We start from the raw sequence: 16078 nt of genomic DNA on the forward strand, positions 1-16078 counted from the left end.
ATCAAGAGAATTTTTAGAAAATTTTTAATTTTATTCGTACGTACATCTTTGTTTATATTGATTTAACAACATTGTTAACGTTTACAAAAAGTCAAAAAATTTTTTTCGCCAATTTCCACTAAAAAAAATATTTGTTTAAAAGAAGGATTTTCATCAATTGATACGAATCTATTGTATTCAATAAACGGACGTCCGTTTTTATAAATTCGGGAATATACAGCGCCTTTTGCTGAAAAAGGGGGAAAATAATAAAAACAAAGATGTCTAAAAATAACATTCATATTTTTCATTTCGGAATCATAATCCTATTTTTAAAAAACAATTTGTCAAAATGAAGGAGGAAATAAATATGGCGTGTGTACAAATTAAAGGAACGAGACAAGAGGTAGTAGAGATGCTACAACTATTTGATCTAATGGATACAAAAGGTTTTTGTAAATTCGATAATTATGTAGAGGTAGAACCAAATACGAAAGAACAAAATAACTTTATTGCTTCAATCGACATTCATTCAAATACTCCTTCTGCCCAAGATACATTAAACGATCAATTCGTTAGTCAAATGCTTACTGGCGTGTATAACGATTAAATAAACATATACTTCCTACCATCTTTCCATAAATATATGCGATGGACTTGCGCATACTAGCAACTAGATGGTAGGAGGTGAGAATTATGGCTAGAATTGGCGTTGAAAACTCATTAACAGATGTTCAACAAGCTCTTCAGCAACAGGGACATGAAGTCGTTACACTTAACTCAGAACATGATGCACAAGGATGCGATTGTTGTGTTGTAACTGGGCAAGATTCTAATATGATGGGTATTGCAGATGCATCAATAAAAGGATCAGTAATTACAGCCCATGGTTTAACAACTGATGAAATTTGTCAACAAGTTGAAAGTCGCACTTAAAAAAATGAAAGAGGACTCCTTTTAAAAAGGAGTCCTCTTTTTTATATTCACCTAACGGGAAAGTAACATATACTGGATGAAAGCCCTACCTCTCTCTCATCATTACGGTTCCACTGACCGCTCCTTGATTCACTAGTATACATATAAAGCTTACAAATACAATTTATAGGGTTTGTTCACAAAAGTTGTTGATAAAATTACCCGATCTTTCGCAAACTTTTCGTATTGTATTCATAAGAGATATTCACTTTACACTAGCTGTAACCGAGACACGAAATAAAATTTTAACACCAATACAATAATATGTCAACATTTTTTTGTAAATTAAAAACAGACATTAACGGTTTGTCTGTTTTAGAATGGAGCCTTTTCTTTTATTACATATACAACAAAACCGCTTACTAGCATAAATAAGCCAACTACCAAGTTTTTGATATTAATCATACATTCCTCTCCCTTATTTCACACATCATATATATTTACATTTCAATTATTCCGATCGTCCTAAAGCGCACTTTTTCTAATATATCATAATTCCTAAAAAATGCAAGTTCACTTTTGACGACCATTTACAAATTTATCTACGGTGCTCGGTACAGTATTTAAAGCTTTTTCAATCAAATGTGTACTACTATTGAGATGCAATACTTGTACACCATTAGAACCAACTACTAAAAAAGCAACTGGGCTAATGGATACCCCAGCACCACTTCCGCCCCCAAATGGATGCCCTTTCCTGTTCTCTTTCTGCTGTCCTTGTCCACTATTATGTTTTTCGGAAGTAAAATCCCCTTTAAAGTCACTTCCACCAGCACCAAAACCAAAAGCAACTTGAGATACTGTTAATACTACATTTCCGTCAGCTGTGGAAACCGGACTACCGACAATCGTATTTACATCTACCATCTCTTTTAAATTTGTCATTGCTGTTTTCATTAAATTTTCAATTGGATGTTCCATTATGTACTGCACCCTTTCCTCATTATTCTTTTTTATACTTTCCAAAATAGAGGAAGTCATACTAAGTTTTCCTATTTCAAAAAAACAATTTTCACCTTTTAAATGGATATTACTCCCTGTACACGTTCGGATAAAAAAGAAAAAGAGATACATACTACTACTGAACCTTGTTATGAAAGGAGTCATGACTTTGACTGAGAAATTTGATGATTATAAAAGAAGAGATAGAATAGATAGTGACTATAGTGACTATAAAGAAGAATATGCTGCTGAAGTTGCACCACAGCGTATTGATTACGATGATAAAGATACTAAAGATGATGTAAGGTCGTCAGCCGCTGGATCAACTGCTGGTTTTATCGCTCTTGCCTTATCTATATTATCACTCTTCACCTTCCCAACACTATTTGGTCTTGTTTCTGTGTTACTAGGAATTTACGCTTATAATCGTGGTGCTACTGTAACTGGTGGTATCGCTGCGATTGTCGGTGGTATTGCAGCCCTTATCGCGATTTTATTCCGCGTAGCGCTTATCGGTTTATTGTTCTCCCTTTTTTAAAAAGAAAAAGGTATCTCGCTTTATGCGGGATACCTTATCCTGTAAATACATCTTCTGATGGATATTTAATTTTTTGTTTTGCTGGTCGCGCCAAAGAAAACACAAGTGTTAACGGTCCAATTAATCCGCAAAACATAACAAACATAATGATGCATTTTCCGAACGCCGACAGCTTCGCAGTAATCCCCATTGTTAATCCCACTGTACCAAACGCTGAAATTGTCTCAAATAATAACTGAATAAAACTGAAATCTTCTGTAAGCATCAATACAAATACCGCTGTAAAAATGAGTATTTGGCTGGCGACAGCAATTGCTAACGCTCTCGTTACTGTCGACATTTTAATGGTACGCTGAAATAATACGATTTCCTCTTTCTTTCTAAAGAAAGAGAGGACAGATGTAACTAAAATAACAAACGTTGTTAATTTAATCCCTCCACCTGTCGATACACTTCCTGCACCAATAAACATTAAAACCATCGTAAATAATATAGATGATTCTTCCATCCCTCCGTAGTCAACTGTATTAAATCCAGCAGTACGAGGAGTAATACCTTGGAAGAAAGAAGCCCATAGCTTTTCATTTAAAGGTAAATTCCCTAACGTCTTCACATTATTATATTCCAATACAAAAATCACAATCATCGCTATCACATTTAGCGCTACTGTTCCAACAATCATGATTTTGGAATGAAGCGATAGTTTTCGAAAACTACGGCTATACCATATATCAATTAATACGGTAAATCCGAGACCACCTATTACGATTAAAGAGCAAATCCCAATATTAATAATAGGATCGCCTACATACCTTGTTAAATTATCCGGCCATAGAGCAAATCCAGCATTATTATAAGATGCAATCACATGAAAAATACTATAGTATACACCTTTTCCAAAGCCAAACTCTGGAATAAAACGAAATGATAAAAAGATGACTCCAATAAACTCAATACAAATCGAAAATATAAAGACACGTTTTACTAATTTTACGAGACCACCTATATTTGTCTGATTAAATGCCTCTCCAATTAATAAGCGATGACGTAATCCGATTTTTTTACCTAACACCCAAACAATTAAAATGGCAATTGTCATAAGACCTAGACCGCCTGTTTGAATTAAAAACATAATTACAATTTCGCCAAACATCGTAAACGTACTTGCAGTATCTACTACTCCCAATCCCGTTACAGTTGCTGCTGACGTTGCCGTAAAGAAAGCATCTACCCAACTAATATGTACTTTCGTTGCGAATGGTAACTTTAATAACAAACCGCCAACCACAATTAAGCAGAAAAAACCTAATGCTAATATTTGTGGTGGATTTAATCGTATAAAACGATTATACAGTCCTTGTCTTTTTGTTACTTCCATATTCACTAACTCCTTTTTCCCCTCATAACTAAAGGCTTATAAGAAACCTTAAATAGCGGGATAAACCTTATATTCTTATAATATAGTTGAGCATAGTCCTTTTTTTCATAGTTTTCAACTTTTATTTATACTCGAACTTCACTTCATTTTATGACAAAACACTTTCTATTATATTTATTCTTACTCTACAACTCTCGCAACAATCATTTTATATGTATCATTTCTCAAATCCTCATACCTTTCACTCTATGTTCACACGAGGGTCACATCTATCTTTTATAGTATATGTATCGAAGTTGTTCCTCCCTAATTTTCAAGACATTCCCCAGTGTCTTGAGCAACTTCCATCCCTAATTAAATTGACATAAATTGTCCCCTTCCTAGGCCATCATGTGATGGTCTTATTTTTTTGTTCGCTCTACCTTTTTATTTCAAACTCCCTCTCTCTTTCACCCTATGTTCACACGAGGGTCACATCTATCTTTTATAGTGTATGTATCGAAGTTGTTCCTCCCTAATTTTTAAGACATTCCCCAGTGTCTTGAACAACTTCCATCCCTAATTAAATTGACATAAATTGTCCCCTTCCTTAGGCCATCATATGATGGTCTTATTTTTTTGTTTACTCTATCCTCTATTTCAAACTCCCTCTCTCTTTCACTCTATGTTCACACGAGTGTCACACCTATCTTTTATAGTATATGTATCGAAGCTGTTCCTCCCTAATTTTTAAGACATTCCCCAGTGTCTTTGAATAGCTTCCATCCCTAATTAAATTGACATAAATTGTCCCCTTCCCTAGACCATCATATGATGGTCTTATTTTTTTGTTTACTCTATCCTCTATTTCAAACTCCCTCTCTCTTTCACCCTATGTTCACACGGAAGTCACATCTGCATTTTATAGTATACGTATCGAAGCTGTTCCTCCCTAATTTTTAAGACATTCCCCAGTGTCTTTGAATAGCTTCCATCCCTAATTAAATTGACATAAATTGTCCCCTTCCCTAGACCATCCTATGCGATGGTCTATTTTGTTTTCTAAGTCCATAATTTAATTTTCTCTGCTCATTTCAGTAAAATCCATCTATATTTAAATAGAATATTTTTATACTAAATTTTCAGAAAATATTGTCAAAATAGGTATTTTTTCGGTACAATTATTTTAGAAAGCGGTTTCACAAAAATAAGGGGGGATTTTATGAAGCAAACAAAAGCAATCTTAATTGCATTATTTCTCGGTCTAGCTGTCGGACTCACTTTAAATTTAGCCGCTCCATCCATTTTCGATCCATTAAATCAATATGTGTTCAATCCACTTGGTCAACTATTTATTCGTCTTATTAAAATGCTAGTTGTTCCTGTTGTATTCATTTCTATCGTACTTGGAGCTGCTGGGCTTGGAGATCCAAAACAACTTGGACGAATCGGTTTAAAATCCATTTCATTCTTCCTTGTAACAACAGCTGTTGCCATCTCTATCGCCGTTACCTTTGCACTTATTATAAAGCCAGGGGCTGGCGGTAACTTTAACACGGAAGGTCTTAAGTATGAGGGAGCAAGAACGGAAACATCTTTCGTCGACACATTGCTAAATATCGTACCAGATAACCCAGCAAAAGCGATGGCCGATGGAAACATGTTACAAATCATTGCCTTTGCCGCATTGATTGGACTCGGTTTAGCTGTTTTAGGAAAACGGGTTCAAGGTATCCATTCATTACTTGAACAGGGCAACGAATTAATGATGTATCTTGTTAATCTCGTTATGAAATTAGCTCCAATTGGGACATTCGGATTGCTCGCTTCATCCGTTGGTAAAATGGGTCTTGCAGGCGTCGCTGCGATGTTCAAGTATATGATTGTCGTTATGTTGGTACTCATCATTCACAGTGTCTTCGTATACGGCGGCTTACTAAAAGTATTAGCAAAAGAAAGTATTATTCGTTTCTTTAAACATTTCGGGCCGGTAATGGCAATTGGATTTAGTACATCTAGCTCTAATGCATCTCTTCCATTTGCAATGAAAACTGCACAAGAGAAACTGGGGGTTCCAAAAGCAATCAGCTCTTTTGTACAACCACTAGGTGCAACGATTAATATGGATGGAACTGCCATTATGCAAGGGGTAGCAACTGTATTTATCGCTCAAGTATACGGAGTTGATCTCACTTTATCTCAATTAGCTATGGTCGTATTAACTGCTGTACTAGCAAGTATCGGTACTGCTGGCGTACCAGGCGTTGGACTTGTAATGCTTACGATGGTATTAAATCAAGTAAATCTACCAGTAGAAGGTATCGCTTTAATTATCGGTATTGACCGCATTTTAGATATGTCTAGAACAGCTGTCAATATTTCCGGTGATGCAATTTGCGCAATGATTGTCGCAAAATCAGAAGAAAAATATAATACGAATCAATCTGCAGCATCTTAAATCAAAAAAGGAGTGAATCATTTCACTCCTTTTTTGATTTACTTCCTTTTTTTGAACGATATTCTTTCCCTTTATTATCGTTACCAGTTTCAAATTCAGTACTAAATTCTTGATTAAACTGGCCTGATTTTGGTGAACCTTGATTACCGCTCCCTTTACTACCATTACGATTTGTCATATTTCTACCTCCTTCCTTTACTAGTAGTATGATACATATTTTATTTTTTATAATCTTTCAAACAAGAAAGAAGACGTTCCACATATGAGGAACGTCTTCTTTGTCGTTACGTAAACGTTTTCTTGTTTATAATTACTTATATAAGTTTTTTAGAAATAGAAATCATTATATTCATTTCATCTTCTGAAAGCGCAGAAAATCTTTCTTGTAAGTATTGTTTTTTCGCGCCTTCCATTTTCGCAACTAAATCTTTTCCTTGTTCTGTAATCTCCAAATACACAACTCGGCGATCTGACGTAGAACGTGAACGAGTTACAAAACCTTTATTAATTAATTTTTCTGTAACAGCTGTAATATGACTATTCGACACATTTAACTCATTCGCTACACGTGATACCATTTCTTTATTCGCACGATTTAATATTCTAAGGACAATGAACTCATTCCACGGTATGTAACCACCAAATATTTTTCCGATATCATTACGCAACGTGCGAAACATAGCAAAAACATTTGTCGATAGTTCTTCCATTAATTGCTCTCGATTTTGAGACAACTTTGACAGCCCCTTTTATTTCATTTGGTTAAATAAAAACCTTATTAATAATTTTACATGAAATCTTACTTTTTGTCACCTTATTTTCCCATAATTCGTAGTTTTTCAGTATATATTTCATGATACAATAAAGTTGAATTTCCAAAAAAAGGAGTTGGAATAGTGAGTGAAGAGGACAAATTTTCTAATCTTAATCTAAAAGATAAGACTTTGATTATTGGTTTTGTTATTCTGTTTCTCATTATATTTTTTGCATTTATATTTTTTGTATATGTAGGAATCTTTCAAATTACAGGTATAGAATATTCATCAAAAACAGCTCTACTACTCTTTTTTTTACTTATTCTTTTATTAGATGGCATTACATATTTTATATTCATTTTCTTTAAAGGACTCCTACATCCAATGATGACAAGTATACCCAATTGGCTCTCAATCGCCCTGCTCTCCATCATTGAAATTACGCTAGATTGGTTTGTCATACATACCGCCGACGACTGGATAGAGAGCGTACAAATGTCCAACATAGCTGAATTATGTGTCGTACTCTTCCTTTTCTTATTAAATAAATTATTAAGTGATAAGAAAAAGTAAGAATACAAGCTTTTCTATATAAAAATTGGTACAATGAAAGCAAATCTTACTAAAGAGGTGTTATTTATGAACTTACAACAATGGGCTGATAAAGGTATGTCCTTTGATACATATGTGAATGAAATGAAAGTAAATCAATACGAGCTACTGCATATTTACAATAACTTTTTAATTCCAAATGAATTACTTCCTGTATTAGAAGAACGTCAAAATGATGGCTGGCGTGTTATCGTATTAACAGCTGATTGGTGCGGTGACGCTCTTTTATGCGTACCCGTTATGAAACGAATTTCTGAAGTTGCAAATATTGATATGTCATTATTAATTCGTGATGAAAACTTAGAATTAATGGATCAATATTTAACAAATGAAACAGCACGCGCGATTCCAATCTTTATTTTCATTGATAAAGATGGAAACGAACAAGCCGTTTGGGGACCACGTGCTCCAAAAGTACAAGAGTTAGTAACTTCAATGCGCGCTACATTGCCTGAAAAAGAAGACCCGACATTCGAAGAGAAACAAAAAGAAATGTACGCTAATTTCCGTGCTACGTTAGCTGATGATACTTCTCTTTGGGAACATGTAATGGAAAGTATGATGGAAAAAGTAGTAAAATAAAAAAACTGCCGAACTCGGCAGTTTTTTTATTACATAATGAAGAAATAGAATACCGCAGCTAAAATGAAACGGTAGTAAGCAAACGGTGTTAGTTTTACACGAGATAATAATTTTAAGAATGAAACAATTGCAAGCATCGCAACAACGAACGCTGTAATAAATCCTGTTGCAAATAACGGTATATCAGCCGCACTTAATATATCCCAGCTTTTAATTAAATCTAAGCCACTTGCAGCTATCATCATTGGTACTGCTAAAATGAATGTATATTCAGCTGCCGCTGTATGTGACACGCGAGCTAATAAACCACCACTTATTGTAGAACCAGAACGAGAAAATCCTGGCCAAAGCGCTAAACATTGGAACATTCCGATTGTAAATGCTTGCTTATATGTGATTTCATCTAATGTTCTTGCTGTACTTGGTTTCGAAAACTTCTCAGCAACAATCATTAAAATACCACCAGCCACTAAGCTAATGACAACTGGGCCTGGCCCAAATAAAACTTCTTTAATTGCACTATGGAACAATACGCCAAGTACGCCGGCAGGAATCATCCCGATAATAATATGTAATAAATTTAACGATGGTCCATCAGTTACTTTCCCTATTCCAACTAATGACCATAGACGCTTCCAAAATATAACAACAACTGCTAAAATCGATCCCAATTGAATAACAACTTCGAAAACTTTCGCTCTCTCATCGTCAAATCCAATTAAATGACCTGTTAAAATCATATGTCCTGTTGATGAAACTGGTAAAAATTCTGTTAAACCTTCAACAGCACCCATGATTATTCCAATTAACCAATCAGCCACAAGTAGTGCCTCCTTAATAACGAATATGTAATTTTTTCACACCTTATCATAATACCTTATCCCTTTTCAAAGTGCATCCTTTTTTTATCGATTCTATCTGTTGCATGCGCGTATTTCTTTTCTATTTTTTAATTAAATTGTATGATAGTAAGAGTTTGTTTTTTACGTTGAAAGGGGATTTTATGAAAGAAACTACTTCATTCTCACAAAAGTTAAAGCAATTTGTATTACTCTTTTTCCCGATTTTTGTAACGCAAATGTCATTATTTGCGATGAGCTTTTTTGATACGACAATGTCAGGGCATGCAAGTCCTACTGATTTAGCAGGTGTAGCTATCGGAACGAGTATATGGATTCCAGTTAGTACGGGATTAACAGGAATTTTAATGGCTACTACGCCAATTGTTGCACAACTCGTTGGATCAAAGAAAAAAGAAGACGTTCCCCACGTTGTCATACAGGCAGTATATTTAGCAATTTGTGCTAGCTTTGTTGTCATTCTTATCGGTTTTTTCGCTGTTTCACCTATTTTAAACGGCATGCGCTTAGAAGAACCTGTGGAACGTATTGCAGCACAATTTTTAATTATTATCGCGATTGGAATTATTCCCTTATTCACTTACACTGTCTTACGTGGATTTATTGATGCATTAGGAAAAACTCGAACAACAATGATTATTACCTTATTATCATTACCAATTAATGTAGTATTAAATTATGTATTAATTTTTGGTCATTTCGGGTTTCCAAAACTCGGTGGTGTTGGTGCCGCAATCGCTTCAGCAGCAACATATTGGTGCATATTAATTATTACCGTCATTATTATTCGTACGAAAGAACCCTTTGCATCTTTTAATATCTTTAAACAGCTATACCGCCCTTCTCTCACGAGTTGGAAAGCCTTCTTAAAACTGGGGGTACCTATCGGATTTGCTATCTTTTTTGAAACGAGTATTTTCGCTGCTGTAACACTTATGATGAGCAATTTTAGTACAACGACTATTGCAGCGCATCAAGCAGCTATGAATTTCGCTTCCTTGTTATATATGACTCCGCTCAGTTTAGCAATGGCAATGACTATCGCAGTTGGATTTGAAGTTGGAGCAAAACGATACGATAATGCAAAACAATATGGTTTTATCGGCATTGGCTTAGCTCTTGCATTCGCCCTTTTATATTCGATTCTTCTCTATTTCTTTGATGATGAAATTGCTTCTATTTATACGACAGATGTACAAGTTCATCATTTAGCAAAAGAATTTCTTATATTTGCGATTTTATTTCAAATTTCAGATGCAATTGCAACTCCTGTACAAGGGGCACTACGTGGTTATAAAGATGTAAATGTTGCCTTAATTATGACATTGATCGCCTATTGGGTAATCGGTCTACCTCTTGGCTACATATTAGCAACTTATACTGATTGGGCAGCGAAAGGTTATTGGATTGGTCTTATTATCGGCCTAGCATTTGGCGCTAGCTTCCTACTTATCCGTCTCTTTCAAGTGCAAAGAAAATATACAACACAAAACAGCCGCTAACGATAAAGCGGCTGTTTTCTTTATGCATATTTTTTCTTGTAACGTATAACATAATGAAAAAGAAAGGTGGATACATATGGACGAAAAAGACAAAAAGCAATCATTTGACGAAGAATTCGCCCCTGAAATTTCACCTGGATATCGGCAAGATGTACATAAGCCACCTAAATATAAAAACACTTCGTTTTTAATGGGCATTACCATTTTCGCTGCTGTATTACTCGTACTTATCATTTTCGTTTATTTTTGATAGAAGAAGGTGGTCTATTATATGAAGAAACAAGATTCCAATCGTTCAAAAAGAACTGTTAAAACACAAAAAGGTTATGCAGGTGATTCTGTTCTTACTCAGAAACAAGTCGAGCAAGGAAATTTATATATTGCTCAAAAAGAACTTGGGCAACAAAACGAAAACCTTTAAAGTCCCTCTACTCTTCGAGGGGCTTTTTTATTGTACATACTGTTTTTGCTCAAGTACCTTAAATACTTTATTACCCTTTACAATTTTCATCTCATAATTTAATTTCATTTCACTTCTCTTACCATATTCCGTACCAGAAACATACGCTACAGTATGATAAAGAAAACTATCATCCGTTTCTTCACGTATCTCCTCGCTTGTAAATTTAAACTCTAAATCCCGAAAACGATTTGGGTAATAATTTTGTATCAACTGTTCATATCCTCTACTGACAAATATCTCTTCACCTTTTTGCTTCACATCTTCTCTATCAGTAAACTCAAACACTGATAATTGTGCTGTCACAAAGTGCTCTCCTACCTTCTTCATTTCATTATGAGTTAAATTTTCTATACTTTTGTTCTTTAATTCCTTATTCAACTCGTACTGATCTATCGGTTTAAAGGTAGCAAAAACTGCCTCTTTATATGACCAAAACAAACCAAAGGCGATACATATAGAAATAATTACTATTCTTTTCTTCACAATACACCCAATCCCTATTCACAATGATAGTTAAATTTCAACATACAGACAGAAGATTCCGATATTATAAAATAGAAGAATCTAACTTTAACTTAGAAACGAGGAACGATTATGGACTCTTACAAACAATATATAAAAGAAGCTTTGCCTAATCTTTCTATACATTCATATAAGCAAAATGAAGAAGGATGGGATAATATAGCGGTTATCATAAATGACGAGATACTGTTTCGTTTCCCGCGGAAACTTCAATATGCACAGCGAATTCCTTTAGAAAAAGAACTCTGCACAATTCTCTCTCATTCACTACAAGAAATCGAGGTTCCACAATATCACCTATTCTATAAAAATGATTCTGATGAGGCTCCTCTTTGTAGTTACTATACTCTCATTCATGGTGAACCATTAAAAACAGAAACCGTTACCCAGTTGGGAGATAAAGAACTGAAAGTAATTATTACACAATTAGCTACTTTCCTTGCGGCACTACATAGTATTCCTTTAAAACAAGTTACATCGTTAGATTTCCCTATTGAAAAAACATTTACCTACTGGAAAGAACTACAAATAAAATTAAACCAATATCTCGCTATTACCCTTACTTCATTCCAGAAATCAGCATTAAATCGTCTATTCGAAAATTTCTTTACATGCATAGATACATCGACTTTTCAAAATACAATCATTCACGCTGACTTTACACATCATCACATTTTATTTAATAAGCAGCATAAAATCATTTCGGGTGTTATCGATTTTGGTGATGCTCAAATTGGCGATCCTGCTTTTGATTTTGCAGGGCTATATTATGATTTCGGACATGAATTTACTACATCTGTATATGAGCAATACCGTACGCTTATTTCTCATCATGACCCATTACTCATTTACCGCATCACGACCTTTTATCAATACAGCCCTTTACTACATACTATTATTTATAACTTTGAAACAAAGAATGAGCTTGAATTCATAGCTGGTACAAAACAGCTGAAACTGGTATTACAGGGACAAGATTAAATTCTTTCCCTGTACTCTTTCTCCTCATACATCATTAACTTTTTATCCATTTCAACAATAACTTTATACAGTTGAAATGCCTGTAAAATTTGCAGTTGAATTCCAAAAGGAGCATTCTGTTCTTTTAACCATTGAAATACTTTCATTTCGTCTTTCATTGATTATTCCTCCTCTTATTAAAATCTGCTACAAATACACCGTAAATGATGAAAAGCTTTTCATGTCAATAACAAAAAAGGATGCAAATTTGCATCCTTTAATGCACGATATTTTTCTTCTGCTTCGCTTCTTCCTTTACTTCTTCCCCTTGGCATTCACTACGAAAAGCACAACTTATACACTCAGAACGAAAATGACGCTCTGTGTAGTGCTCAGGTTGTTGCAACATTTCTTTCATTCTAGATAAATCAGCCATTCCAATTATAATATCTTCCTGTTTCGGAATGTACTCATACTTAGTTCCTTCTATTAAATTAATAACTTCAATTTTGCCTGGAAGAATACCGAAAGCTTTATAACTGAATACTGTCATTAACTTTTGACAAAGAGCAAGCATTTCCTCATCCGCATCAACAACATACTTTTTAATTACAAACGACTCAGTATGCCACTCACCAACTTCTAATGTCAATGACATGTGGACACCTAACTCTTCCATATATGTTTGAAATTTTTCATATAAAAATAACGGCGGCGTCTCGCTATCATCTCTTTCAACAAACTGTAATAAGTGATCCGTTAGCTTCGCTAACACAATATAGTACTCCGTCTTCGAAGCGAACATATTAATCCTTACTCTTTTCCAATACTTTTCTATTAATATTAAAAGTATAACTTTCGTTTGTTGGCCCGCAGGTAGTGTGTAATACTCGTTAATAATTTGATTCACAATCATTTGTGCTATTTGTTGCCATTCAAAAGAAGAAGGTTCTCTTCTTTTTATATGACGAAAATAAAATTTGTGCGGACAACGCATAAAATCATACAAATGGTAATCTGTCATCGTTTTGATTGCGATTTTCTCATGCACTTGCTCTTCATCTCCCTTCTGCCATTAAGAAAGGTGTTTTACAAATTCAGCTCCAAACTGTAAACATTTTTCTACATCTTCATCTTCTGGCGTTAATTCTACTTTTAGTCCTTCTAACACAACCGCTGCCCCACGTTCTTGTAGCTTTTCTATTAAAATGTCAACTGCCACGCCGTATTTCGGATAAGCCGAATCACATGACCCGAATACTGCTGCTTTTTTTCCAGCTAAATCAATAGAATCCATTGCGTCATAAAAATCTAAGAAGTCATCCGGAAGGTCTCCGTCTCCCCAAGTGTAAGCGCCTAAAATAATCCCGTCATATTGTTCTAATATAGAAGCTTCTGGTGAATCCATAATATCAATAACTTCAATTTCATTTTCTGTTTCACGAATTGCCTCTGCAATATGATCAGCCATTTCTTCTGTATTTCCACTCATACTTGCAAAAATCATTACTAACTTACTCAACTGTATCTCTCCCTTTACTTTGTATCTCTTTTTCTGTTTGGATTGTACTCTTCTCTTCTACATATTCCGAACGAATTACATTTCATTGCCATTCCATATGCTGATCAACATCTTTGTTTTTATCTTTTAATCCCCTCCGCAGAAGGTGATATTTTTTTCTCATTAACATGTCGCACCCATCTTATTGATAATAATTATCAATTTCAACTATACTTAGATTAATTGACATTGATTATCAATGTCAACAACTATTTTTTAAAAAATAGTTAAAATGTACAAGCTTGTCCGTTAGCTATTCATATACTATAAATGAGCATAGTTCTTTCTCAGCCCTCTCTGACGGAAAGAAATAAAAGCAACTGCAATAGAGTGCAGTTGCCTTTTTTTATGCTTTTCTATGATTTCAGCAATCTCATCGTTGTTTCTAAAAACAATTCCACTCCATAAATGAGGGCTGATTCATCTACATCAAATTTTGGATGATGATGTGGATAACAAGTATCTATTTTTTCATTCCCCGTCCCCAATTTAATGAAGCAACCTGGTGCTTTTCTTAAATATGCTGAGAAATCTTCTCCTCCCATAGAAGGTTCCAGCTTCACAACACGCTCATTCCCGAATAAATATATCGCACTTTCTTCTACTACTTTCGTAATAGATTCATCATTAATAACTGGATCATATCCATATCGATACGTATATGTATACTCCCCTCCATGTGCTTTTGTAATTCCTTTCACAACTTGCTCAATTCTCTCTTCTGCTTCTTTTCTTGATGTTTGATTAAAAGAGCGAACTGTTCCCATTAAAGTTGCTACACTAGGAATAATATTATCTGCCATGCCCCCATGAAACTGCGTAACTGAAATTACCCTTTGCATAAAAGCACTTGTATTTCTCGATACGATATGTTGTAAGTTTGTAATGATTTGTGCTCCGATAGCAATAGGATCTACCGTTTCTTCTGGCCGCGCCGCATGCCCCCCTTTGCCATGAATTTCAACTGTAAATACGTCTGGTGCTGCCATCATCGCTCCATACACAATCCCAATTTTCCCGCTTTCCAATCCAGACATAACATGTAAACCTATTACATAATCAACACCATTCATAACACCTGCCTGAACCATTTCTTGTCCGCCGCCAGGATATACTTCTTCTGCATGCTGAAAGAATAGACGAATCTCACCTGCAAACTCTTCCTTTATATTTGCTATCGTCTCTGCAACACTTAACAAAATAGCAGCATGCGCATCATGTCCACATGCATGCATCATTCCTTTCTTCGTAGACGCATAAGGTTTCCTTGTTTCCTCTTGAATTGGTAAAGCATCTATATCAGCTCGAATTGCAACTACCTTTCCTTGTTCCGTTCCTCTTTTAATTGCTAGTACACTATGCTTCGTTGGCCTCGTTACTTCCAAAGTAGCAAATGAGCGTAATGTATCATATATAAATTGCGAAGTTTCTTCTTCATGAAATGATAATTCCGGATATTTATGAAAATGCCGTCTCCATTTAATAATATTTTCTTCTGAAATAATATCCTTCCACATGCTCTTCATCAGAAATTCCTCCTTTTAAGAAACTTTAGCAATTTAGAAATTAACTATGAAAGATTCAAAAATACAAGTAAATATTGCATTTCCGAACATTCTTCCAGTCCACTTTCATACATTCACACAATCCACTTTCTATTTACATGTCAAAGCCATTACAAATTCATGCTGAATGTAATATAATTGCTAAGTTAGGGATTTTCTTTTTTAGTATTTAGTGCTAATATCAGAAAAGAGCCTTTTGACTTATTTTTACCTAAAATGTGGGATTTTGTTTTTTTCACAATAATGTAGGACATGATACCTACAAAGAGCTATTATTTCATTAAGAGAGGGAAAGACATGGAAAGATTAAAAGAGATATGGTCTCGACCACTCACACAATGGGTTGCAAAGACGGTTTATTACCTTGCAATTTTATTTGCATTACTTTGGTTGTATGGATTCCATGATACAAACACAAGTACATTTATTTACAACGAATTTTAGGGT

General features: G+C 34.7%; 23 protein-coding genes. 11 read left to right on the forward strand and 12 right to left on the reverse strand.

The features are described 5' to 3' along the window. Positions 1–74: 74 nt before the first annotated feature. Entirely contained in the window at positions 75–290 is a 216-nt protein-coding gene (locus tag DN410_RS28700) for a hypothetical protein (protein ID WP_149174999.1), read from the reverse strand. A gap of 59 nt (positions 291–349) precedes the next feature. On the opposite strand from DN410_RS28700, the gene DN410_RS01320 reads away from it, so the two are divergent. Beyond that, complete coding sequence (locus DN410_RS01320; RefSeq protein ID WP_149175000.1) at positions 350–589, forward strand: DUF3911 family protein; 240 nt, start codon at positions 350–352, stop codon at positions 587–589. Positions 590–675: 86 nt separating this feature from the next. Continuing rightward, on the forward strand, positions 676–915 hold the full coding sequence (locus DN410_RS01325) for a YkuS family protein (protein ID WP_149175001.1): 240 nt from the start codon (positions 676–678) through the stop codon (positions 913–915). A gap of 354 nt (positions 916–1269) precedes the next feature. Here the strand turns inward: DN410_RS01325 and DN410_RS01330 are convergent, their stop codons facing one another. Together DN410_RS01330 and ytfJ are read right to left on the reverse strand one after the other, a co-directional pair. Then, a complete protein-coding gene (locus DN410_RS01330) occupies positions 1270–1359 on the reverse strand; it encodes a hypothetical protein (protein ID WP_000608227.1) in 90 nt (29 codons plus the stop codon). Positions 1360–1467: 108 nt separating this feature from the next. Beyond that, positions 1468–1935, reverse strand: a complete 468-nt coding sequence (gene ytfJ, locus DN410_RS01335; protein ID WP_149175002.1) for a GerW family sporulation protein — start codon at positions 1933–1935, stop codon at positions 1468–1470. A 130-nt stretch (positions 1936–2065) separates the two neighbouring features. Between ytfJ and DN410_RS01340 the strand changes: the two genes are divergently transcribed. Further along, complete coding sequence (locus tag DN410_RS01340) at positions 2066–2434, forward strand: imidazole glycerol phosphate synthase (protein WP_149175003.1); 369 nt, start codon at positions 2066–2068, stop codon at positions 2432–2434. Between the two features lie 34 nt (positions 2435–2468). On the opposite strand, the gene DN410_RS01345 is transcribed toward DN410_RS01340, so the two are convergent. Further along, positions 2469–3812, reverse strand: a complete 1344-nt coding sequence (locus DN410_RS01345) for a TrkH family potassium uptake protein (RefSeq protein ID WP_149175004.1) — start codon at positions 3810–3812, stop codon at positions 2469–2471. A gap of 1201 nt (positions 3813–5013) precedes the next feature. Here DN410_RS01345 and DN410_RS01350 point away from each other — a divergent pair. Beyond that, positions 5014–6249 (forward strand): dicarboxylate/amino acid:cation symporter, encoded by a 1236-nt coding sequence (locus DN410_RS01350; protein ID WP_149175005.1) that lies wholly within the window; start codon positions 5014–5016, stop codon positions 6247–6249. Between the two features lie 22 nt (positions 6250–6271). Here DN410_RS01350 and DN410_RS01355 read toward each other — a convergent pair whose 3' ends face one another. Next, positions 6272–6427, reverse strand: a complete 156-nt coding sequence (locus DN410_RS01355) for a hypothetical protein (RefSeq protein ID WP_000184928.1) — start codon at positions 6425–6427, stop codon at positions 6272–6274. A gap of 136 nt (positions 6428–6563) precedes the next feature. Beyond that, positions 6564–6983 (reverse strand): MarR family winged helix-turn-helix transcriptional regulator, encoded by a 420-nt coding sequence (locus DN410_RS01360; protein WP_000081430.1) that lies wholly within the window; start codon positions 6981–6983, stop codon positions 6564–6566. 162 nt (positions 6984–7145) lie between these two features. Between DN410_RS01360 and DN410_RS01365 the strand changes: the two genes are divergently transcribed. Further along, positions 7146–7577 carry a YrvL family regulatory protein gene (locus DN410_RS01365; protein ID WP_149175006.1) on the forward strand — a complete coding sequence of 144 codons (432 nt, stop codon included), beginning with the start codon at positions 7146–7148 and terminating at the stop codon, positions 7575–7577. Between the two features lie 33 nt (positions 7578–7610). After that, positions 7611–8198, forward strand: coding sequence for a thioredoxin family protein (locus tag DN410_RS01370; RefSeq protein WP_149175007.1), 588 nt, complete (start codon positions 7611–7613; stop codon positions 8196–8198). Between the two features lie 29 nt (positions 8199–8227). Here the strand turns inward: DN410_RS01370 and uppP are convergent, their stop codons facing one another. Further along, the gene (gene uppP, locus DN410_RS01375; protein ID WP_149175008.1) at positions 8228–9019 is read right to left on the reverse strand and encodes a bacitracin resistance undecaprenyl-diphosphatase; all 792 of its coding nucleotides are present in this window, start codon (positions 9017–9019) and stop codon (positions 8228–8230) included. A gap of 182 nt (positions 9020–9201) precedes the next feature. Between uppP and DN410_RS01380 the strand changes: the two genes are divergently transcribed. The 3 genes from DN410_RS01380 (at position 9202) to DN410_RS27765 (ending at position 10981) form a co-directional block, all read left to right on the forward strand. Continuing rightward, positions 9202–10560, forward strand: coding sequence for an MATE family efflux transporter (locus tag DN410_RS01380; protein ID WP_149175009.1), 1359 nt, complete (start codon positions 9202–9204; stop codon positions 10558–10560). 76 nt (positions 10561–10636) lie between these two features. Next, on the forward strand, positions 10637–10810 hold the full coding sequence (locus DN410_RS01385) for a hypothetical protein (protein WP_000343545.1): 174 nt from the start codon (positions 10637–10639) through the stop codon (positions 10808–10810). 21 nt (positions 10811–10831) lie between these two features. Next, complete coding sequence (locus DN410_RS27765; protein WP_000743743.1) at positions 10832–10981, forward strand: hypothetical protein; 150 nt, start codon at positions 10832–10834, stop codon at positions 10979–10981. Positions 10982–11008: 27 nt separating this feature from the next. Here the strand turns inward: DN410_RS27765 and DN410_RS01390 are convergent, their stop codons facing one another. Then, positions 11009–11518: a biotin transporter BioY gene (locus tag DN410_RS01390; protein WP_149175010.1), complete on the reverse strand. Its 510-nt coding sequence runs from the start codon at positions 11516–11518 to the stop codon at positions 11009–11011. A 99-nt stretch (positions 11519–11617) separates the two neighbouring features. On the opposite strand from DN410_RS01390, the gene DN410_RS01395 reads away from it, so the two are divergent. Next, on the forward strand, positions 11618–12526 hold the full coding sequence (locus DN410_RS01395) for an aminoglycoside phosphotransferase family protein (protein WP_149175011.1): 909 nt from the start codon (positions 11618–11620) through the stop codon (positions 12524–12526). Here the strand turns inward: DN410_RS01395 and DN410_RS27770 are convergent. The 4 genes from DN410_RS27770 to DN410_RS01410 form a co-directional block, all read right to left on the reverse strand. Then, a complete protein-coding gene (locus tag DN410_RS27770) occupies positions 12523–12684 on the reverse strand; it encodes a hypothetical protein (RefSeq protein ID WP_071709869.1) in 162 nt (53 codons plus the stop codon). The two genes, DN410_RS01395 and DN410_RS27770, sit on opposite strands and share 4 nt — an antisense overlap. A gap of 98 nt (positions 12685–12782) precedes the next feature. Then, complete coding sequence (locus DN410_RS01400; RefSeq protein WP_149175012.1) at positions 12783–13556, reverse strand: hypothetical protein; 774 nt, start codon at positions 13554–13556, stop codon at positions 12783–12785. A gap of 24 nt (positions 13557–13580) precedes the next feature. Continuing rightward, positions 13581–14027 carry a flavodoxin gene (locus DN410_RS01405; protein ID WP_149175013.1) on the reverse strand — a complete coding sequence of 149 codons (447 nt, stop codon included), beginning with the start codon at positions 14025–14027 and terminating at the stop codon, positions 13581–13583. A 395-nt stretch (positions 14028–14422) separates the two neighbouring features. Beyond that, on the reverse strand, positions 14423–15592 hold the full coding sequence (locus DN410_RS01410; RefSeq protein WP_149175014.1) for an amidohydrolase: 1170 nt from the start codon (positions 15590–15592) through the stop codon (positions 14423–14425). A 336-nt stretch (positions 15593–15928) separates the two neighbouring features. Here DN410_RS01410 and DN410_RS01415 point away from each other — a divergent pair, with 336 nt between their 5' ends. Further along, entirely contained in the window at positions 15929–16075 is a 147-nt protein-coding gene (locus DN410_RS01415) for a teichoic acid D-Ala incorporation-associated protein DltX (RefSeq protein WP_000440293.1), read from the forward strand. Positions 16076–16078: the final 3 nt, after the last annotated feature.

The organism is Bacillus sp. SH5-2 (assembly GCF_008368905.1).
Classification (GTDB): Bacteria; Bacillota; Bacilli; order Bacillales; family Bacillaceae_G; genus Bacillus_A; species Bacillus_A luti.